General features: G+C 47.1%; 19 protein-coding genes and 1 tRNA gene. 14 read left to right on the plus strand and 6 right to left on the minus strand.

The features are described 5' to 3' along the window. Nucleotides 1-161 precede the first annotated feature (161 nt). The 8 genes from A3EU_RS0116775 (at nt 162) to hisF (ending at nt 7,137) form a co-directional block, all read left to right on the plus strand. A tRNA-Phe gene (locus tag A3EU_RS0116775) sits at nt 162-234 on the plus strand. Between the two features lie 238 nt (nt 235-472). Next, entirely contained in the window at nt 473-1,333 is an 861-nt protein-coding gene (hisG, locus tag A3EU_RS0116780) for an ATP phosphoribosyltransferase (RefSeq protein WP_020537350.1), read from the plus strand. A gap of 257 nt (nt 1,334-1,590) precedes the next feature. After that, a complete protein-coding gene (gene hisD / locus A3EU_RS0116785; protein WP_020537351.1) occupies nt 1,591-2,877 on the plus strand; it encodes a histidinol dehydrogenase in 1,287 nt (428 codons plus the stop codon). A 4-nt stretch (nt 2,878-2,881) separates the two neighbouring features. Further along, nucleotides 2,882-3,934, plus strand: coding sequence for a histidinol-phosphate transaminase (gene hisC, locus A3EU_RS0116790; RefSeq protein ID WP_020537352.1), 1,053 nt, complete (start codon nt 2,882-2,884; stop codon nt 3,932-3,934). 2 nt (nt 3,935-3,936) lie between these two features. Further along, nucleotides 3,937-5,073 carry a bifunctional histidinol-phosphatase/imidazoleglycerol-phosphate dehydratase HisB gene (hisB, locus tag A3EU_RS0116795; RefSeq protein WP_020537353.1) on the plus strand — a complete coding sequence of 379 codons (1,137 nt, stop codon included), beginning with the start codon at nt 3,937-3,939 and terminating at the stop codon, nt 5,071-5,073. Between the two features lies 1 nt (nt 5,074). Then, nucleotides 5,075-5,665, plus strand: a complete 591-nt coding sequence (gene hisH, locus A3EU_RS0116800) for an imidazole glycerol phosphate synthase subunit HisH (protein ID WP_020537354.1) — start codon at nt 5,075-5,077, stop codon at nt 5,663-5,665. 3 nt (nt 5,666-5,668) lie between these two features. Further along, complete coding sequence (gene hisA / locus A3EU_RS0116805; RefSeq protein WP_020537355.1) at nt 5,669-6,388, plus strand: 1-(5-phosphoribosyl)-5-[(5-phosphoribosylamino)methylideneamino]imidazole-4-carboxamide isomerase; 720 nt, start codon at nt 5,669-5,671, stop codon at nt 6,386-6,388. After that, nucleotides 6,382-7,137: an imidazole glycerol phosphate synthase subunit HisF gene (hisF, locus tag A3EU_RS0116810; RefSeq protein WP_020537356.1), complete on the plus strand. Its 756-nt coding sequence runs from the start codon at nt 6,382-6,384 to the stop codon at nt 7,135-7,137. Before hisA ends, hisF begins: the two co-directional genes overlap by 7 nt. Here the strand turns inward: hisF and A3EU_RS30840 are convergent. After that, nucleotides 7,134-7,580 carry a hypothetical protein gene (locus A3EU_RS30840; RefSeq protein ID WP_020537357.1) on the minus strand — a complete coding sequence of 149 codons (447 nt, stop codon included), beginning with the start codon at nt 7,578-7,580 and terminating at the stop codon, nt 7,134-7,136. The two genes, hisF and A3EU_RS30840, sit on opposite strands and share 4 nt — an antisense overlap. 151 nt (nt 7,581-7,731) lie before the next feature. Here A3EU_RS30840 and hisIE point away from each other — a divergent pair, with 151 nt between their 5' ends. The 5 genes from hisIE to A3EU_RS0116840 all read left to right on the plus strand — a co-directional run bounded on the left by hisIE (nt 7,732) and on the right by A3EU_RS0116840 (nt 13,403). Next, on the plus strand, nt 7,732-8,337 hold the full coding sequence (gene hisIE, locus A3EU_RS0116820; protein ID WP_020537358.1) for a bifunctional phosphoribosyl-AMP cyclohydrolase/phosphoribosyl-ATP diphosphatase HisIE: 606 nt from the start codon (nt 7,732-7,734) through the stop codon (nt 8,335-8,337). A gap of 67 nt (nt 8,338-8,404) precedes the next feature. Beyond that, nucleotides 8,405-8,926 carry a methylated-DNA--[protein]-cysteine S-methyltransferase gene (locus A3EU_RS0116825; RefSeq protein ID WP_020537359.1) on the plus strand — a complete coding sequence of 174 codons (522 nt, stop codon included), beginning with the start codon at nt 8,405-8,407 and terminating at the stop codon, nt 8,924-8,926. Continuing rightward, nucleotides 8,901-10,382: an oligosaccharide flippase family protein gene (locus A3EU_RS0116830; protein WP_020537360.1), complete on the plus strand. Its 1,482-nt coding sequence runs from the start codon at nt 8,901-8,903 to the stop codon at nt 10,380-10,382. Before A3EU_RS0116825 ends, A3EU_RS0116830 begins: the two co-directional genes overlap by 26 nt. Nucleotides 10,383-10,479: 97 nt before the next feature. Next, nucleotides 10,480-11,622 carry a Wzz/FepE/Etk N-terminal domain-containing protein gene (locus tag A3EU_RS0116835; RefSeq protein ID WP_169433366.1) on the plus strand — a complete coding sequence of 381 codons (1,143 nt, stop codon included), beginning with the start codon at nt 10,480-10,482 and terminating at the stop codon, nt 11,620-11,622. A gap of 317 nt (nt 11,623-11,939) precedes the next feature. Continuing rightward, on the plus strand, nt 11,940-13,403 hold the full coding sequence (locus A3EU_RS0116840) for an O-antigen ligase family protein (protein WP_020537362.1): 1,464 nt from the start codon (nt 11,940-11,942) through the stop codon (nt 13,401-13,403). Nucleotides 13,404-13,659: 256 nt separating this feature from the next. On the opposite strand, the gene A3EU_RS0116845 is transcribed toward A3EU_RS0116840, so the two are convergent. After that, on the minus strand, nt 13,660-14,379 hold the full coding sequence (locus tag A3EU_RS0116845) for a hypothetical protein (RefSeq protein WP_044086134.1): 720 nt from the start codon (nt 14,377-14,379) through the stop codon (nt 13,660-13,662). A 265-nt stretch (nt 14,380-14,644) separates the two neighbouring features. Between A3EU_RS0116845 and A3EU_RS32995 the strand changes: the two genes are divergently transcribed. Beyond that, nucleotides 14,645-16,285, plus strand: coding sequence for an adenylate/guanylate cyclase domain-containing protein (locus A3EU_RS32995; protein WP_020537364.1), 1,641 nt, complete (start codon nt 14,645-14,647; stop codon nt 16,283-16,285). A 1-nt stretch (nt 16,286) separates the two neighbouring features. On the opposite strand, the gene A3EU_RS0116855 is transcribed toward A3EU_RS32995, so the two are convergent. The 4 genes from A3EU_RS0116855 to dapA are packed head-to-tail and all read right to left on the minus strand — an operon-like array spanning nt 16,287 to nt 19,418. Next, nucleotides 16,287-17,060: a crotonase/enoyl-CoA hydratase family protein gene (locus A3EU_RS0116855; RefSeq protein ID WP_020537365.1), complete on the minus strand. Its 774-nt coding sequence runs from the start codon at nt 17,058-17,060 to the stop codon at nt 16,287-16,289. Between the two features lie 11 nt (nt 17,061-17,071). Continuing rightward, entirely contained in the window at nt 17,072-17,785 is a 714-nt protein-coding gene (locus A3EU_RS0116860) for a DUF434 domain-containing protein (RefSeq protein WP_020537366.1), read from the minus strand. A 17-nt stretch (nt 17,786-17,802) separates the two neighbouring features. Beyond that, nucleotides 17,803-18,528 carry a 4-hydroxy-tetrahydrodipicolinate reductase gene (dapB, locus tag A3EU_RS0116865; protein ID WP_020537367.1) on the minus strand — a complete coding sequence of 242 codons (726 nt, stop codon included), beginning with the start codon at nt 18,526-18,528 and terminating at the stop codon, nt 17,803-17,805. A 2-nt stretch (nt 18,529-18,530) separates the two neighbouring features. Then, nucleotides 18,531-19,418 (minus strand): 4-hydroxy-tetrahydrodipicolinate synthase, encoded by an 888-nt coding sequence (dapA, locus tag A3EU_RS0116870; protein WP_020537368.1) that lies wholly within the window; start codon nt 19,416-19,418, stop codon nt 18,531-18,533. Nucleotides 19,419-19,452 lie beyond the last annotated feature (34 nt).

Raw genomic sequence — 19,452 nt, forward strand, 5'->3', positions numbered from 1 at the left:
CACAGCTTCGGTTACCTAAAGCTTTGATTGCGAGGATAAACTATTACAGGATCACGGCCTTTGAAAAGAAAATTTGTAAAAAAGTACTGTACAACTTGCCTCCTAATAAAATATGTCCTAGATTTGCCTCGCCTTTTAAAGAAAGGTACTCTTAATAGGTTGGTGCGGTAGCTCAGTTGGTAGAGCAATGGACTGAAAATCCATGTGTCGGCGGTTCGATTCCGCCCCACACCACTTCTTTCAGCAATTATGAACGTAACTTTTGTACATCATCATCATTCAGGCTTTGCTTTTGCGGCGAATGGTGATCTGGTGGGTGCATAATTACTGAATTAACACACAATAAAAAGGTCTTCCGTTAGTCGCGGGAGGCCTTTTTTTATTTCCCTAAGTCAAGGTTTTGACGGAAATAAGTCACTTGGCCTCCAACACAAACGGGGGAATACTGTTCCAAACCATAAAATACCCAAAAATGGCCAAACGACTCAAAGTAGCTGTTCAAAAATCCGGGCGCTTACTCGATGATTCACTCAAATTACTCAAAGAATGTGGCATCAGTATTGATAACGGGCGCAACCAGCTAAAAGCTTCAGCGCGTAACTTTCCAATCGATGTGTTGTATCTCCGCAACGGAGATATTCCTCAGTATGTGCAAGATGGCGTAGCGGATATCGGGATCATTGGGCAAAACACGGTGCTCGAAAAAGAGAAAAACATTAAAGAGGCGCTACAATTGGGGTTCTCTAAATGCCGCCTGTCTATTGCCACTCCTCGACAAACCGATTACTCCGGACCTCAGTGGCTGGCAGGCAAGCGTATCGCTACCTCCTACCCCAATTCGCTCCGCCAGTATCTCAAAAGCAATAATGTTACTGCCGAAATCCACGAAATATCTGGCTCGGTAGAAATTGCTCCCAACATTGGCTTAGCTGATGCCATCTGTGATTTGGTAAGCACCGGCAGCACACTTTTTAAGAACAACCTAGTGGAACAAGAGGTGATGTTCAAGTCGCAGGCTTGTATCGTACAAAACGAAGCTTTAGATCCCGAACTACAGCAGATTTTGGACAAGCTGGTCTTCCGCATTCAGTCCGTCCTGACAGCCCGCAAAAACAAATACCTTCTGATGAATGCCCGCGACGAAGCCGTGCAAGACATCATCAATGTACTGCCCGGCATGAAGAGTCCTACCGTTATGCCACTCGCACAAAGTGGTTGGAGCTCCATCCATACCGTTATTTCAGAAGACCGCTTTTGGGATATTATTGATTCCCTCAAAGACAAGGGTGCGGAGGGTATTTTGATTGTTCCGATTCAGAAGATGATTCTTTGATGATGAGGCTTGCTTTGAAGTATGCCCTAGTGTAACGTTTTAACAGGCAAGCCTCATCGTATTAGGTATTTAGTACGGGGTACTGGGATTACCTGCGGTGATCGTCGCAGGCTCCTCAGAGTTGTCGTTCCTCCTCAGAGTTTAGCAAACCCTATGGTTGAACCTGCCAAGTACCTTTTACCTTGTACCCAGTACAGTGATTTTATATAATTCAGCTCACTGACGATACATTTTTATAATCAAATCTCACGTTACTTATGCAACTCTATCTCAATGCTGATCCTGAAAAGTGGCCAGAAATTCTGGCGCGCCCAGCCCTGGATTTGGCCCAGCTCGAAGCGCCAGTCAATGCGATCCTTCAGGAAGTAGCTACACGGGGTGATGATGCCTTGCTGGATTTTACGGCCAAGTTTGATGGCGTTCGCCTCGCAGAGTTGGCGGTAAGCAAAGAGGAAATAGCACTGGCCGCAGAACAATTACCGGAAGCGTTACGGACTGCGATCCAAACGGCAAAAAGCAATATTTCACAATTTCATGCGGCCCAGCAGGAAACGCCTCTGGTGATAGAAACCATGCCGGGCGTTCGCTGCTGGCGCAAGAGTGTAGGTATTGAACGGGTGGGCTTGTACATTCCTGGCGGTACGGCGCCTTTGTTTTCAACGGTTCTTATGCTTGCGGTACCCGCTCAGTTGGCAGGGTGCAAAGAAATTGTTTTGTGTACGCCGCCGCAAAAGGATGGTACGGTACATCCCGCCATTCTTTACGCTGCCCAATTAGCGGGTGTGGAACGTATCTTTCGGGTAGGCGGCGCCCAAGCCATTGCAGCGATGGCTTATGGCACGGAAAGTATTCCGGCGACTTACAAGATATTCGGCCCTGGAAATGCCTACGTGACTGTTGCCAAGCAATTGGTAAGCAGGTTGGGAGTAGCCATCGATATGCCAGCCGGCCCCTCCGAAGTGATGGTTGTCGCCGATGAAACAGCAGATCCCGATTTCGTGGCGGCAGACCTCTTGAGTCAGGCCGAACACGGTGCCGATAGTCAAGTCGTATTGGCCACTTATTCAGAGCAGATGGCTAAACGTGTGATAAAGGCGACGGAGGAACAACTCGCGAGCTTACCTCGGCGTGAATTTGCTACAGCCAGTTTGGCAAACAGTTCGGTACTGGTGGTCTCTACACCAGCGGAAGCTATAAAGTTGATCAACGCTTATGCCCCGGAACACTTGATCTTATCGGTAGATAACCCAGAGGAATTGGCTGCGGGCGTTATCAACGCTGGCTCTGTATTTATGGGGCACTACACACCGGAGTCGGTTGGCGATTACGCCAGTGGTACAAATCACACTTTACCCACCAATGGCTTTGCGCGGGCATACAGCGGAGTATCCTTGGATGCTTTTGTAAGGAAAATTACTTACCAGCAATTGACCAAAGAGGGTTTACAAAATATTGGCCCTACCGTAGAAACGATGGCAACGGCAGAATCCTTAGTAGCCCACCAACGCGCAGTGAGTATTCGTTTAGCAAAGTTAAATTCTTGACCCCATGCCTCAGATTTTTGATCTTAAACAATGGGTGCGTCCTAATATCGCGGCGCTAAAACCCTACTCTTCGGCGCGTGACGAGTTTAAAGGCACTGCCGATGTTTACCTGGATGCCAATGAGAACCCCTACGAAACAGGCCTCAATCGCTACCCTGATCCAGGTGCAGCAGCAGTAAAGGCAAAGCTGGAAAAACTAAAGGGTATACCAACCAACCAAATTATGCTGGGCAATGGCAGCGACGAAGTCATTGATCTTTTATTTCGCATTTTTTGTGAACCTGGGCAAGATGAAGTCATCATCCTGCCACCGACTTACGGCATGTACCAAGTGAGCGCAGACATTAATAACGTAGGTGTGGTAACGGTACCCCTGAAGAAGCGTTTTGTGCCAGATGTACCCGCTATTTTGGCAGCAGCCAACGAAAAAACAAAGATGCTTTGGCTCTGTACTCCGAACAACCCCAGCGGCAACGACTTCCCCGCCAGCGATATCGAACTATTGTTAAAGGAGTTTCCCGGCATCGTGGTCATTGATGAAGCCTACGTCGATTTTGCCGGGCGAGATGCTTACATCAGTTGGTTGGAACGCTACCCTAACCTGGTTGTCATGCAGACCTTCTCTAAAGCCTGGGGGTTAGCAGGCATTCGCCTCGGAATGGCCTTTGCCTCGCCGGAAATTATAGCCTTACTCAATGCCGTGAAGCCGCCCTATAATGTGAATCGACTTACGCAACAAGCTGCCCTCGCCGCCTTGGAAAAGCAGGAGGAACAGGCACAACAGGTTATCGTTTTACTAGGCCAGCGTACCTTGTTGCAACAATACCTCAGCGGCTTGGAATTTGTCGAACGTATCTACCCTTCCAGCGCCAACTTTATCCTGGCCAAAGTGACCGATCCACAAGGGATCTACAATTACCTGATGAACAAAGGCATTATCGTTCGCGATCGTTCACGGCAGTACCTCTGCGAAGGATGCTTGCGTTTTACGGTAGGTACACCAGAAGAAAATGAAAAATTATTCCGGGCCTTATTGGCATATCCGAAAACAACGTAACCATGCAAAAAATACTCTTTCTTGATCGCGACGGCACCCTCAATTTGGAACCAGAAGATTACCAGGTAGACGCCTTGTCAAAAGTTGTCTTTTATCCAGAGATATTTCAATACCTGGGGCGCATCGCTCGGGAGCTGGATTACGAACTCGTAATGGTTACCAACCAGGATGGTTTGGGTACGGACAGCTTTCCGGAAGACACCTTTTGGCCTGCTCAGAATATGATTGTTGATACGCTGGCAGGAGAGGGCATTACCTTCTCCGAGATCATTATTGACCGCACCTTTGCGAAAGACAACCAACCTACCCGTAAACCTGGTACCGCACTCCTTACAAAGTATCTGGAAGGCGATTATGATTTGGCGAATAGCTATGTTGTAGGAGATCGCCTGACCGATATGCAGCTAGCGAAAAACCTGGGTGCTAAAGGCATTTGGATGAACAATGCGCCAGCCTTAGGAGCCGATGAATTACAGAGCGAGCAACTACAGGAATTGGAAAGCACCATTGCACTCACCTCCACCAGCTGGGCCGACATCTACGCCTTGCTGAAACTTGGTGGCCGTGAAGCCCGGGTACACCGCCAAACCAAGGAGACGGATATTTTGATAGAACTCCGTTTGGATGGTACCGGCCAGGGAAAAATGGATACAGGCCTCGGGTTTTTCGATCACATGCTGGATCAACTGTCCCGTCATTCTGGTTGCGATCTTAATGTGACAGTAAAGGGAGACCTGCACATCGATGAGCACCACACCATCGAAGATACCGCCCTCGCACTTGGGGAAGCTTTCGCACAAGCATTAGGTAACAAGATAGGCATAGAACGTTACGGTTTTTACCTCCCCATGGATGATGTGTTGGCTCAGGTTGCCATAGATTTTGGTGGCCGGCCCTGGATCGTTTGGGATGCAGAATACAAGCGTGAGAAGATTGGCGACATGCCAACGGAAATGTTTTTCCACTTTTTTAAATCCTTCTCGGATGCTGCCCGTTGTAATTTGAACATTAAGGTAGAAGGAGACAACGAGCACCACAAAATCGAAGCGACATTTAAAGCTTTGGCGAAAGCCATAAAAATGGCCAAACGTCGCGATGCGCGTGATGCCCAATTGCCAAGCACCAAAGGAATACTGTAAGATGAAAATTGCAATCATTGACTACAACGCCGGAAATGTACGCTCGGTACTTTATGCCATGGAGCGCATTGGCCATGAGGCACAGTTGACCTCCGACCATGAAGTAATCCGTGCTGCCGATAAGGTGATCTTTCCAGGGGTTGGCGCAGCAGGAACAACGATGGCCTTTCTTCGGGAAAAAGGCCTAGACAAACTGATACCCAGCTTAACACAACCTGTATTGGGCGTATGTTTGGGGATGCAGTTGCTTTGCGATTATTCGGAAGAAGACGGTCATACCCCTTGTTTAGGAATCATACCTCAGGCGGTGAAGCGTTTCCTGCCACAGCAGGGAGAGAAAGTACCTCATATGGGGTGGAATACATTACGTTTGCACGAAAATAGCTGGTTGAACGCCGAACTGGAAGGCCAGCATGCTTATTTCGTACATAGTTATTATGTAGAACTGGGCCCTTACACGGTAGCCGAAACCGACCATGTTCATCCTTTCAGTGCAGTGTTGCAAAAGGATAATTTTTATGCCACCCAGTTTCACCCAGAGAAATCGGGAAGCGTGGGCGAACGGATTTTACTTGATTTTTTAGACAGATAAGATATGTATATTATTCCTGCAATCGACATTATTGATGGCAAATGTGTTCGCCTCACCCAGGGCGACTATAACCAGAAAAAAGTCTATAACGAAGACCCATTGGAGGTCGCAAAAGCCTTTGCTGACGCCGGGGTGACTCGCCTTCATTTGGTAGACCTAGATGGTGCCCGAGCCAAGCATATCGTTAACTATAAGGTATTGGAACGCATCGCTACCAAAACCAATCTGCACATCGATTTTGGTGGTGGCCTCAAGAAAGATGATGACCTGTGGATTGCTTTTGAATGTGGTGCTCAGCAGATTACAGGAGGAACTGTAGCGGTAAAAGCCCCTGATCTGTTTCTATCGTGGCTGGAACGCTTTGGGCCTGAACGTATCATCTTGGGAGCTGATGTTAAGAACGGAAAAATAGCCGTTAGCGGTTGGCAAGAAGAAAGCCAGGAAGAGTTACTTCCTTTTCTTGAGCGTTACCTGGCGGCAGGGGTGCGCTATGCTGTTTGTACCGATGTCTCCAAAGATGGCCTTTTGGCCGGTTCCGCCAAGGAACTTTACGCACAAATCAGGACAGAATTTCCAGATTTGCAACTAATCGCCAGCGGCGGTGTGACGGCTACAGACGAAGTAGAGGAATTGCGAGAAATGGGATGCTTTGGGGCCATTATCGGGAAAGCGATTTACGAGGGGAAGATTTCTTTGAAAGATTTAATGAGAGACCAATGTTAGCAAAACGAATCATACCCTGCCTAGATATTAAAGATGGGCGTACCGTGAAAGGGGTCAACTTTGTCCAATTACGCGATGCTGGTGACCCGGTAGAGCTGGGCGCCCGCTACAGCGAAGAAGGAGCCGATGAATTGGTGTTTCTGGACATCACGGCTACCCATGAAAAGCGTAAAACACTGGCCGCACTGGCGCGAAAAATTGCCCGGCACCTCAAGATACCTTTTACGGTTGGTGGAGGTATTCGGTCGGTTGATGATGTAGGAATGCTACTGGATGCCGGCGCTGATAAAGTCTCTATTAACTCAGCAGCCGTGCGCCGGCCGGAACTCATCAGCGAACTGGCGAGGGACTTTGGTAGCCAATTTGTCGTACTAGCCGTAGATGCAAAGCTAGTAGGCGACGAATGGTATGTACACCTCAATGGTGGCCGGATTGCAACGGAGATGAAACTCTTTGATTGGGTAAAAGAAGCGGAGAATCGTGGCGCTGGAGAAATTATGTTTACCAGTATGGACCATGACGGCACCAAGGCGGGGTTTGCCAATGAAGCTACAGCAAAGATTGCTGAACTGGTACAAATTCCCGTAATTGCTTCGGGAGGAGCAGGAAGCATGGAGCACTTTGCAGAAGTGTTTACTAGCGGCCAGGCCGATGCCGGGCTAGCCGCCAGTATTTTTCACTTTGGGGAAATACCTATTCCGCAGCTAAAAAGTTACCTGCAAGGAAAACGTATTCCGGTAAGGGTCTAGAAAGACGCAAGTCCGCCAATGATACCGATGAGGAACATCAAGGCATAAATTCCTAACATAATTGCCATGAGGATGCCGTAGAATTTGAACATTGATTTGTGGTTCTCAAAAGCATCACGGAGAAATACTTGGTTGTCGTCGCGAAGTGCAACTTGCATTTTCGTAGCGAAATTGTACAAGTAGTAAATCGGAACAAGGCTAATACCAAGTGCAATAACGTATACCAAAATCATAATTCCTCCCATGCCAGCCATGCCGCCGGCAATCATTGCACCACCGCCAAAGAGCATCATGAGAACGCCCAAGCCAATAAAAACAAAGCCAATAATGGCAATAAATTTACCCCAACGGGCAGATTCTGCAAGGAAACCGCGAATAGCGTCTGTAATAATTAATTCTGACCCCGGGTTGCCGGTGTCGTCAAGAATGTTGTCAATATCCATTGTTAAAGTTTAGGTGAAAAAGTGGTTTTTCGTTTGTGTCAGAGACAGCACAAAAAATAAATTTAAAAACCTAAAAGAAGGCTTAATTTGTTTTTTGCGCAATCGTTATTGACACTCTTCTATTGTTTAATACTTTTAAAGGTAACAAGTAATGCGTGAATTTTCGAGTTCAGACATAGATTTCCAGAAAGGAGAGGGTTTAGTGCCTGTTATTGTACAGGATGCTAATACCCAGGTTGTGTTGATGTTAGGTTATATGGACGAGGCCGCTGTTGATAAAACACTTATTGAAAAACGAGTGACCTTTTTTAGCCGCAGCAAAAATCGCTTATGGACAAAGGGCGAAAGCTCCGGCAACTTCCTTGAATTGGTTGATCTACAGCTCGACTGCGATCAAGATACGCTGTTGGCACTCGTTGTACCCAAAGGGCCTACTTGCCATAAAGGAACCGATACCTGCTTTGGCACAGAAAACAAGGGCTCATTTATTCCTTACCTGGAAAAAGTGATTCAAAATCGTCGGGATAACCCCAATGACGAATCCTATACCAGTTCTCTTTTTAAAAAAGGAATCAATAAGGTTGCCCAAAAGGTAGGGGAAGAAGCGGTAGAGTTGGTCATCGAAGCCAAAGACGACGACAAGAACCTTTTCCTCAACGAAGCAGCAGACCTGATGTACCACTATCTGGTACTATTGGCAGCAAAAGGCTACACATGGGAGGAGGTAATGGCCATTTTGCGAGAGCGGCATAAGTAGAGGAGCGTGTGTCCTATTTGATAATCCCCCAATAAGCTCTAAATTAGCGAGATACAAAATGTAGTTAATGGGTAAGGAAAAGAAAGAAATAGCAGTGCCAGGGCAGGTAGAGGCGCACTATCTCTCGCCCTTTGGCTGTTTTCGCTTGGTCGGAAGCCCTAAAGGGCTGCGGTCTGTGAGTTTGGTGAGCACCAAGCCTTGCCCTGCCGGACCAATTCCCCGTGAATTGAAAGAAGCAGTAAAGCAACTGGATCAATATTTCAAGCAGCAGCGAGAGGTGTTTGATTTGCCCCTTGATTTTTCCGGACATACGGACTTTCATCAAGCCGTTTGGCAGCAATTGGTGAAAATTCCCTACGGGCGTACCACCTCTTATTTGTCGATAGCCGAACGAATGGGCGACCCCAAAGCCATTCGGGCCGTAGGCCAAGCCAACCGCAACAACCCCATCGCCATCATCGTGCCTTGCCATCGGGTAATTGCCAAAAACGGACAATTACAGGGCTATTTTTATGGCCTCGACTTCAAGCGGAGACTTTTGGAATTAGAAAATCCCCTTAGCTTTGCTCGCCAAGGAAGCCTCTTTTAATGTCATTATGAATCGAGAATTTGCCGGTAATGCCGTATTGATTGTTGTGCTGAACTTGGTAGTAAAATCTTTCTACCTTTTTGGCATCGACCGTACGGTACAGAATCTTCTGCCGGAAGGGGAATACGGCTTGTACTTTACCTTGTTCAACTTCGCGTTTATCTTTCAGATTATCTCTGATTTTGGGCTTCAAAACTTTAATGCCCGCAACCTCTCACAATCACGACATTTACTGCAAAAATATTTTCCACACCTTTTAACGATCAAACTGTTGCTAGGTGCCGCTTTTACTGTTGTTACCGTTCTTCTGGGCTACTGGTGGGGTTTTCGATCAACAGGCGTATGGGTTTTATTGCTCATCATCTGTGTCAATCAGTTTTTACAAACGCTGGTCCTTTTTCTGCGTTCAAACCTGGCAGGTTTGGGGCTTTACCGTTTAGATAGCTGGGCCTCTGTGTTAGACAAAAGTCTGTTAGTCATCATTGCCGGGGTATTGCTTTGGGGCCCTGGCTTGCGCACTCATTTTACGATCATTTGGTTTGTGCTGGCGCAAACAGGGGCTTACGTAATCACAATCTTTCTATTGCTGTGGTATTTGCGTCCTCGGTTGGGGCAGTTGCGACTCCGTTGGCGTGGGGCACAGGTGCAAAGCCTGCTGCGGCAGAGTGCCCCGTATGCCCTGGTGGTGTTTTTGATGACTGCTTATACCCGATTAGATGCAGTTATGATCGAGAAACTGTTACCCAATGGCGCTGTTGAGGCAGATCGTTATGCATCAGCATTCCGGCTTTTAGACGCGAGTAATATTGCAGGTTATCTTTTGGCAGGCTTACTCTTGCCCATGTTTGCCCGTCAGTTAAAGACCACAACCAGTATTGTACCGCTTACGCGCTTGGCCATCAGTACCATGTGGACGGGCGCGATCAGTTTGTCCATTAGTGTTATTTGGTTTGCCGTTCCGATTATGACGAGCCTGTATACCAATGGTGATAGTTATTCAGGAGCCATTTTACAATGGCTCATGCTTACGTTTATCCCCATGAGTGGTGGCTACGTTTATGGCACCTTACTGACAGCCAATGCCAGTTTGCGCCCTATGAATTGGGTGTTTGTCGCTGGGATATTCATAAACGTCATACTCAACCTGTTGCTCATTCCCCGTTATGGGGCGCTGGGCGCTGCGCAAGCTACCTTTATTACCCAGTCGCTGACCTTTTTGGCCCAATTGGCTTTGGCCAAACATCTTTTGCAGTTACCCTTCGCTCCTGCCTTATTACTGAGGTTGATGCTGCTGTCTGGTTTGCTGGTAGCGCTGGGTTATTACCTAAACACTCACTTGCTATCAGTACCTTTGTTCGTTAAATTCAGTGCCTGTATATGTGCAGGTATACTAGGAGCGTTCGCCTTAAAGCTTCTTGATTTAAAAAGTTGGTGGTCGTGGTTGCGGCCTCAGTAAGCGCTAAGCGTACGTCGCAAAGCTTGAAAGATGAGCTTCCATGCACCAAAGCCCAAGGCTTTTTCTACTTTTGCAAAAAAATCGCAAGTCTTTGCCTATGACTGCTCAAAAAGACAAGGTTCCTAATAACCTGCCGGTAACGCCGAAAACCGATTTGGTGGACGTTATCCGGACGCTTTTTCGTTGGAAAAAAGTGATTGTAACTGCTTGCCTGCTTGCTGGTATTGGTAGTGCTGTTATCGTATTGCTACTGCCGGTCTATTACCAGGCAAATACGGTTTTCTTTGCCACTAGCCCAGACCAAGCTACGCCAGAGTTGTTGTTCGGTGAGGGAGCGGTCGCTCCAGAACTATATGGCAATGAAAGCGATATCGACCGTATGCTGACCATCAGTGAGTCGAACGAACTGATCGACTACTTGGTGGATACGTTTCGCTTGTATGAGCATTACGATATCGACGAGGATAGCCCCAAAGGGCAGTTCTACGTAAGGCGCCATTTTCTGGGGCTTTATGATATCACAAAAACCAAGCGCGACGCGATTCAACTGAGTATAGAGGATCAGGACCCTGAACTGGCCGCTACAATAGCTCGGACAGCTCGCGATAAGATCAATCAGCTGGGGCAATCGCTCATTAAGTCGACCCAGCAACGTGCGATTACTACGTTTTTGAATAATGTTACGCGCAAAGAAGAACAGCTAGGCGTGCTCAGTGATACATTGCAATCACTTCGCAAACGTTACGGTATTTACAATACAGAGGCGCAGTCAGAAAGCCTTACCGCATTAGCATCAACAACGGAAAATAAACTCAATAGTACCCGCGCCAAATTAGTGGCGTTTCAGGAACGTGGCGGCCGATACCGTGATTCTATCAGTGTTTACGAAATAAAAGCAGCAGGTTTAGAAGAGGAATTTTCTAAGTTAAACCTCAAACTCGACCAGTTCAATGACGGTTTGGCACAAGTATTACTGTATACCCGCCAATACCAGGAGGCAAATACCAGCCTCAGTGAAGACAAAGAAAAGCTGAAGCAGTACCAAGCGACCTATAGCTCCGATATTCCCGCCATGATCGTAGTAGAAGATGCTGCGCGGCCACAGGTCAAGTCTCGGCCTTTCCGTACGCTGATCGTCCTTGGAGCGGTGTTTGTTACCTTCCTTTTCACCCTGATCGGTATCCTCCTTTTCGAAGCATACAGCGATGTCGATTGGAAAGCAGTTTACCAAGGAGAGTAAGAGGCAGCACAAGAAAATCGTGTTTTATTTTCTGCGCAATAAAAGGAACAGCACGAAAATAGAAACCGATTTCGCTCCGCGTCTACTACGTGGTTGTTTTTCATAATAGTTGAATAAACGCTTCATTTTAAGTGTTTCAACTATTTGGAAAACTTAAAGAAAATCGTGTTTTATTTTCTGCGCAATACAAGAACAGCACGAAAATGAAAACCGATTTTGTTTTTCACAATAGTTGAATAAACGTTTCATTTCAAGAGTTTTAACTATTTGGAAAACTTAAAGAAAATCGTGTTTTATTTTCTGCGCAATAAAAAGTAATGTATACCAAATTCAGACAACAGATTGCCAATTTACCCACCGGCCATAGCATAGTGCTGGGCTTTGTGGTATTGGTGCTGTTATCTGTATTTGTAGCTGCGGCTAGTGGTTATTACGTGCTGGCGGGCATTCCCGCAGTATTGTTGGTGATCTATCTGGCCATTGTCGACTTCAAGCCACTTTATTGGCTGCTCATTGCTTGCATTCCCATCTCTACCGAAATTCAGCTCCCCAATGGCTTGGGCACCGACCTGCCAACAGAACCACTGATTGTAGGCCTCATGCTGCTCTTTGGCCTATTTATGCTCCGCAACCTCAAGCAGCTCTCTACCGATTTGCTCAGGCATCCGCTTACCTTATTGTTGCTGTTGCACTTGGCTTGGCTAGCTACGACTACAATAACTTCCGACTTGTTTATCGTGTCGCTCAAGTTCCTATTGGCCAAGCTATGGTACGTAGTCACCTTTTTCTTACTCAGTGCCTATTTGCTCAGAAATGATGCAGATTTCCGAAAATTCTTCTGGATTTTCTTCTGGCCATTCATCATGATGGTTTCCATCATTGTTGTTCGTCACGCGCTCTTAGGCTTCTCTTTTCAGGGCATCCACAGTATCATGCACCCTTTTCAGCGCAATCATGTCAACTACGCTGCGGCGCTTACCCTTTTCTTTCCCTTTATGGTCTTGATGCTAATGCGCTATCGCCAATGGAGCTGGCAGTGGGTTGTGCTTGCAGGGTCAAGCTTGCTGGTATTGGCGGCTATTTATCTTTCGTTTACGCGCGCTGCTTACGTTGCACTGGTCATTGCCGGAGGCACCTACTTTATCGTCCGCTGGCGCCTGATGAAGTATGCACTCATTGGCGCAGGTATCGCCGCCTTGGTTGGTGTCGTGTATATCGTTCAAGACAACACCTACCTCGATTTCGCCCCCAATTACGACCGTACCATTTCCCACGAGCGCTTTGACAACCTGATTGAGGCCACCTATAAGATGGAAGACATTTCAACCATGGAGCGGGTCTATCGTTGGGTAGCAGCTGGCCACATGGCACCAGAACGGCCCCTTTTGGGCTGGGGGCCTGGTAATTTTATCAATTTCTACAAACCCTTCGCAGTCACCAGTTTCCAGACCTACGTCAGCGACAACCCCGAGCAATCAGGTATCCATAGCTACTTTTTTATGACCCTGGTAGAGCAGGGCTTGCCCGGCCTACTGATCTTTCTCGCATTATTGGTGGCCTTCTTTCTTCGTGCCGAAAAGCTCTACCACGCATTAGCCGCATATCCCGAACGGCAAAGTATCGCCCTGACGGCTTTATTGTCGATGACCGTCATCACAGCCTTCCTCTTGATCAATGATTTGATAGAAACCGACAAAGTAGGCTCTTTCTTCTTTATCAACCTGGCTTTACTGATAAACCAGGATTTGTTCCTGCAAAGGCAAAAGAAGAACTTTTCTTAAAAAGCAAATTTCTTATTTTAGGAAAATTTTTCGGAGCCTCCCTTCGGGCGCTACGTTACGTAGTTCACTATTCGTTCAGCCCTCACGGGCCTGCCCCTGCGGGGGCAGCTACTGCACATCGCTAGGCCTAATGGGCACTGAAACACTAGTATTCGCCGATCCCTAAGTAAAGAAAATCAAGGGAGTATTTTCTCCAATTTTTTCATAGACATATTATCATGTGGAGCTAGATGAAAAGTACAATCCCCCTTATAGTTCAAAACCCCCTTGGTGCCTTTAGTGGTCCAAATTTCCCCCAAGCCCCCTCCATCTTATACGGCAAAAAACGAGCAAACAACTCCTCTTTATACCAACCTAATTCGCGGGTTTTCTGGATCACTTCTTTATGGAAGGGGTTTTGGTAGGCATAGTCCATCATCGCCTGCGAGCTTTCCCAAATGCTGAACGTTGCCTGCATAAACAGCGGCCACTCGCCCACGCCGATACTTAATTGCTGACCGGGACGCCCCTTGACGTGGGCACTCACACTCGGCACATAGCGCCAAAAACCGATCAAGTGCCGTGTTTTGATCGTCGCTCTGGTGATGACGGCCACTGGCGCTTTGATATCATAGTCGGTAGTGATGGTAAAAGGCTGCTGCCCACCCCATTCGCCATGCACTACGGCGGGTTTTAGATAAAACGTACAGCGCTCTGTAGATTTTTTCAAGGCACGCAGCCACCAGGGGTGTTGGGTAAAGAAAGTTTGTGCGGCCTTTTCGTCTTCCCAAATGGCAAGTACCCCGTAAACACCAAAGTTGGGGCGAATACTGAAACCATTGCCAGCACCACTGCCTAGAAGCTTGAGCAGCTTCAGACCCGGAATATCTTTCAGGTACCAGCCTCCAATACCCATCTGCGAAAAAGCCCACCAGCGCGAGGCTAAACTTTCATAACGCAGCAAACTCATTGTTACAACTTCGGAAGAGACAGACATAAGCGGCCAGATAAATGATTCAAAAGCCTCAACAAGCATAAAAGAAAATGGTTGCTGTATCTTTTTTGCAATTCGCCCGTTATTAGTACAAAGTCATCCCTATCCACAAGAAGTACAGTAAGAGATCATGCCCATCTTCAGTAATGAACGGGTTGATCCTGCTGTGCTATCGAATTTTACGCTTATCTTTGAATTCGGTGTAATACCGGTTTAAGACTAAGTATTTGGGCTGTAATGTGCCCCCTAACAACTTCTGAAGCGGATAATGAAATATTTTTTGTTACTGGTTTTGACCCTCAGCATGAGTACGCTCGCCTGGAGTCAGAACAATGAAATTGATGAAATAAAAGAAGCGCTCGGGGAAGCAGAAAATGCCCACGAACGGATGATCCTGCGCTACGAATTGGCAGAGGCTTACTTGCGCGTCGATGCGGAAGAGGCCGAAGATATCGGCAAGCAAGCCTACAACGCGGCCAATGATCAAAACAACAATGGTATGGCAGCACGGGCAGCGTTCCTGGTAGCCAAAGCTTTTGAGCGTCAGCGTGATGATCGCAATACCGAAGTATGGCTACGTACCACCCTTAACCACGCTAAGCGTGCAGGCGATTCGGACTTGATTATGAGCTCGGTAGAAAAGCGGTCTAGTCTTGCAGTGAAAGACCGTAATTACCGCCGGGCCTACGAAATCAATCAAGAAGCGTTTACTTATTTTAGTCAAAATGGTAATAGCATTAGTGATCTCGAAGCCAAGTTTGAAACCCTCCGACGCCAAATCGATAGAGACAAAAAAAACCTTGCCCAAGAGAAAGACCAGTTGGAGTTCCAGGTGCGTAACCTACGCATGGAAACCGATCAGCTGAGTACGGATAAAACGGTGTTAGAACAGCGTACCAGCCAGCTTAGTGAAGCTAATAAAGCGAAGACAGAAGAGATTCAGAGTAAAGAAGAGGAGTTAGCGAGTGTTTCCGAGCAGAAAGAAAGGGCAGAAAGAGAAGCGAAGCAGCGAACCCGAGAGGTAAATGCACTGAGTGAAGAAGTTGCAAAGGAACAATTGATCGCTGAAAAAGCAGAAAACGCTAAAATTGGTGCAGAACTCAAAGCTAAAACCCAAGAGATTTATCTCTTTGCTGCTGCAGGTATTGCGGGTATTCTCTTACTCTTGGCGCTTTTACTTTACAGCCGATTTGCCGCAAAAAAGCGTACCGCAAAATCATTAGAAGAAAAAAATCAGCAGATCGAGGAAGAACGCGAGCGTTCGGATGAGCTTCTGCTCAATATTCTTCCAGCACCGATTGCAGAGGAATTAAAAACCAAGGGCAAAGCCCAGGCACGGCAATACAAAGAAGCAACGGTCTTCTTTTCTGATTTTATCAACTTTACCGGTATCGCCGAAAAGCTTACTCCGGAAGAGCTTGTACAAGAATTAGATAAGTGCTTCAAAGGTTTTGACTTCATTATTGGCCAGTACGACGATATTGAGAAAATCAAGACCATCGGTGATGCGTACATGTGCGCTAGTGGCTTGAATGACCGTAAAGCGATGCCCAACAGTATGGTGAAAGCCGCACTGGAGATGCAAGAGTTTCTCGATGAACAGAAACAGGAACGTATCCGTATGGGCAAGCCCTATTTCGAAGCGCGGATCGGCATTCATACCGGCCCTGTAGTTGCTGGAGTTGTTGGTGTGAAAAAATTCGCCTACGATATTTGGGGCGATACTGTAAACACTGCCGCCCGAGTAGAAGCCAACAGCGAAGCCGGGAAAGTAAATATTTCAGAAACCACCTATGGTCTAATCAAATACAATTTTGAGTGTACCCACAGAGGTAAGGTGCAAGCCAAAAATAAAGGCTTGCTGGATATGTACTACGTAGAACGTGAATTGGTGGCTGCGGCTGTTTAAGTTACTTTCCTTTAAACTGCGCTTCCCGCCGTTCTAAGAAAGAGTTCAATCCCTCCGCTGCATCTTCTGTTTGCATGAGTTTACGGGCTACAGGGAGCAGGTTTGCCATAGCTTTTTTCTCTCCATCGACAATGGATTCACGTACGCTCGCAATAGTAGCCTGTACCGCTAGTGGTGCTTGGCTGGCGATCGTTTCCGCAATGGAGAGCGCCCGATCAAAAGGATCTTCTGTTGTCATTTCCTGAATCATACCAATTCGCAGGGCTTCCCTGGCCGAAAATAAATCACCGGTGAGGAGGTAACGCATGGCATTACCATAACCACAGCGTTGTACCATCCGTACTGTAGCCCCGCCAAAAGGAATAAAGCCGCGTTTGATTTCTATTTGGCCAAAACGGGTATTCTCAGCGGCAACAGCAATATCTGCGGCAAGCAAAGTTTCGATACCAATCGTGAGGCAGTAGCCTTTGACAGCAAACACCAGTGGTTTTGTGCGCAAGCGCCCTCCTGTTTGAGCAGGATCGACAAGGTGCTCACCAAATAAATCGCCTCCTTTCATAACGGCAGGGCCTACATCTCCCAAATCAAGGCCAGAGGTAAAGTGCTCACCTTCGGCGTAAACAAGCCCGCACCAAATTTCAGGATCATCTTCCATTTGGGTATAAGCTTCGGCTAACTCTCGGAGCATCTGCCGGTTGAAGGCATTCATCTTCTCGGGACGATTGAGTTTGATGAGCAGCAAGTGGCCGCGGATTTCAGTTACGACTAAAGACATAGTTGATTTTTTTAAACCCGAAAAATATTTGCATCCGGTAAATAATGCTCCACAAGATAAGCACCCATATTAAACCAGCGCTCGGCTTGGTCGATGACCCAACCATCGGCACTTACAACGATGTGTGGGCTTACTGCGAGTACTTTATCTGGATCAAAACAGAGTTCTACTTCCCAAGGAAAATTATTTTGAGTACTTATTTCTTCAAGAAAAGCGCGCAAGCGGCCGCTGTTTGAAATGGGCTGATCTAAAAACCATTTTACGTGAGCAACCTCCAATGTTTGGAAAACGTCCCCAATCAGTTTTATTGCTTCTCCCGTTTGTTTGATGTGTTTATAACTACCGTGTACACTTGAAATATCACGAAAGCAGCCGTCAAGAGAATAAAAAATGTAGGCGCCGGAAAAGACATTCTCTAGTAGAATAAGCAAGTTAAAACCATCAACAGCAACGGTTTCTCCTTTCATGGCTGGCAGGCTGCAAGCTTTGGCTTGCCGCTGTTCTACATCCGAGGGGGCTACACTCATTCTCCGTAAGGCTTGCCGCTGCCGTTTATTTAAGCGGTAGCGATTACCCACAATCTCAAGGCTGGAGGTTGTGCCGTAACCACGCTCCAATAAAAAGGAATGATCATCAAGAGCTTCTTTGAAAATTGGTGGCCATTTTGCACCAAAGAGCTTGTCATCATTGGGGTGTTTACCGCGTTGGCGCTGGGTAGGGTTCATAAATTTGATTGCTCTTACTATTTCAGCCCCAATACATCTTGCATATTGTAAAGTCCAGCAGCTTGCTTCAATGCCCAGCGAGCAGCTACGATTGCACCTTGGGCAAATATCCGTCGGTCACTGGCTTGGTGCTTTAACTCCAGGCGTTCGCCAGGGCCCGCAAAAATAACGGCATGTTCTCCAACGACTTCTCCGCCGCGTAGGGAATGGACGCCGATTTCTTCGTCGGGCCGTTCGCCAGTGATGCCGGAGCGGCCATTTCTTACTTTATCTGCCGACCATTCTCGGCCGCGGAGGATGGCTTCCACGAGGTTCTCTGCGGTGCCACTAGGCGCATCTTTTTTCATGCAATGGTGCATCTCCACCACTTCTGGATGGAAATCATTGGTGAGGGTGGCGGCTACTTTTTCCGTAAGGTAAAACAGCAAATTCACGCCCACAGCGTAGTTCCCCGCCCAAACTATAGGAATCTGGGTTTGGTATTCTAAAATGGCAGCTTTTTCTTCTTCGGTGTGCCCGGTAGTACCGATAATGATTGGTTTTCCTGCTTTGGCTGCAGCTGCGACAATCGCTAAAGTAGCTTCATGGGTGCTAAAGTCAAGGACGACGTCACAAGTGTCGATGGTTTCCAACTGTGGCTGTTCACGGGTAGCAGCTATTTGGATAACTGCTTTTTCGTTGGGCGCAATGGCTGAGATCGCTTTTCCCATACGACCCTGTGCTCCGTTTAAAAATACTTTCATGATCAAAAATCTTGCAGAAGTAAATCCAGTTTACCCTGATTCTCTAAAGTAGGATAGGTCAATGGCAATCGAACCTGTGCGGTTTCAATCTTACCTGCTTTTTGCAACGCGTATTTGATACAAACAGGGTTGGGCTCTAGCGAAAGCATTTGGGCAAACAATGGGAAAAACCTTTTGTGGTAGGTTTGTGCTGTCGCAAAATCATTAGCCAAAGCCGCCTCTACCATCTTTACCATACCAACAGGCATGAGGTTAGAGGTGACGCTAACAACTCCTTTAGCACCAACGGACATAAAAGGCAACGTGAGGGCATCATCACCGGAAAGAACGGTAACGCTATCTCCCAGTTCCTGAACCAATTCCGATACTTTGTCACATGAACCACCAGCTTCTTTAATACAGTTGACATGGTCAAAGCGAGCTCTTAAGCGGGCTACGGTAGGGGTGTCAATAGCAATCCCACTCCGGCCTGGAATGGAATACAGCATAATCGGCTTGTCTGTGCTATCGGCAATCCGCGAAAAGTGTTGAAAAAGGCCTTCTTGGCTGGGTTTGTTGTAGTAAGGCCCCACTTGCAGAAAACCATCAACACCCAGTTTGTGGGCGCTTGCTGTCGTATTGAGTGCTGATCGGGTATCATTGGAGCCCGTACCTGCAATTATTTGAACGCGTCCTGCAACTTCATCAACAGCGACCTCTACTACTTTGAGGTGCTCATGAATATTGAGGGTAGGCGATTCTCCGGTTGTACCCACAACGACAATTCCCTTTACCCCCGCAGCGATCTGTTCTCGGATCAATTTCCGAAACCCTTCGTAATCGACCTCTTCGTCTTTGTCAAAAGGAGTAACAATAGCAGTATAAACGCCTTCCCAGAAATGTTGATCCATGATAATTCAGTAACTAAAGATTGTTAATATCGCC

The sequence above is a fragment of the Lewinella cohaerens DSM 23179 genome (genome assembly GCF_000379805.1).
Classification (GTDB): domain Bacteria; phylum Bacteroidota; class Bacteroidia; order Chitinophagales; family Saprospiraceae; genus Lewinella; species Lewinella cohaerens.

Excerpts from the sequence above, each read along its gene's own strand:
- hisG (WP_020537350.1), top strand. The coding sequence starts at position 473 with ATGGCCAAACGACTCAAAGTAGCTGTTCAAAAATCCGGGCGCTTACTC.
- A3EU_RS0116855 (WP_020537365.1), bottom strand. The coding sequence starts at position 17,060 with ATGTCTTTAGTCGTAACTGAAATCCGCGGCCACTTGCTGCTCATCAAA.
- A3EU_RS0116840 (WP_020537362.1), top strand. The coding sequence starts at position 11,940 with ATGTATACCAAATTCAGACAACAGATTGCCAATTTACCCACCGGCCAT.
- hisA (WP_020537355.1), top strand. The coding sequence starts at position 5,669 with ATGTATATTATTCCTGCAATCGACATTATTGATGGCAAATGTGTTCGC.
- hisB (WP_020537353.1), top strand. The coding sequence starts at position 3,937 with ATGCAAAAAATACTCTTTCTTGATCGCGACGGCACCCTCAATTTGGAA.
- hisIE (WP_020537358.1), top strand. The coding sequence starts at position 7,732 with ATGCGTGAATTTTCGAGTTCAGACATAGATTTCCAGAAAGGAGAGGGT.
- hisH (WP_020537354.1), top strand. The coding sequence starts at position 5,075 with ATGAAAATTGCAATCATTGACTACAACGCCGGAAATGTACGCTCGGTA.
- A3EU_RS30840 (WP_020537357.1), bottom strand. The coding sequence starts at position 7,580 with ATGGATATTGACAACATTCTTGACGACACCGGCAACCCGGGGTCAGAA.
- A3EU_RS0116860 (WP_020537366.1), bottom strand. The coding sequence starts at position 17,785 with ATGAACCCTACCCAGCGCCAACGCGGTAAACACCCCAATGATGACAAG.
- hisC (WP_020537352.1), top strand. The coding sequence starts at position 2,882 with ATGCCTCAGATTTTTGATCTTAAACAATGGGTGCGTCCTAATATCGCG.
- dapB (WP_020537367.1), bottom strand. The coding sequence starts at position 18,528 with ATGAAAGTATTTTTAAACGGAGCACAGGGTCGTATGGGAAAAGCGATC.
- hisD (WP_020537351.1), top strand. The coding sequence starts at position 1,591 with ATGCAACTCTATCTCAATGCTGATCCTGAAAAGTGGCCAGAAATTCTG.
- A3EU_RS0116825 (WP_020537359.1), top strand. The coding sequence starts at position 8,405 with ATGGGTAAGGAAAAGAAAGAAATAGCAGTGCCAGGGCAGGTAGAGGCG.
- A3EU_RS0116835 (WP_169433366.1), top strand. The coding sequence starts at position 10,480 with ATGACTGCTCAAAAAGACAAGGTTCCTAATAACCTGCCGGTAACGCCG.
- A3EU_RS32995 (WP_020537364.1), top strand. The coding sequence starts at position 14,645 with ATGAAATATTTTTTGTTACTGGTTTTGACCCTCAGCATGAGTACGCTC.
- hisF (WP_020537356.1), top strand. The coding sequence starts at position 6,382 with ATGTTAGCAAAACGAATCATACCCTGCCTAGATATTAAAGATGGGCGT.
- A3EU_RS0116845 (WP_044086134.1), bottom strand. The coding sequence starts at position 14,379 with ATGTCTGTCTCTTCCGAAGTTGTAACAATGAGTTTGCTGCGTTATGAA.
- dapA (WP_020537368.1), bottom strand. The coding sequence starts at position 19,418 with ATGGATCAACATTTCTGGGAAGGCGTTTATACTGCTATTGTTACTCCT.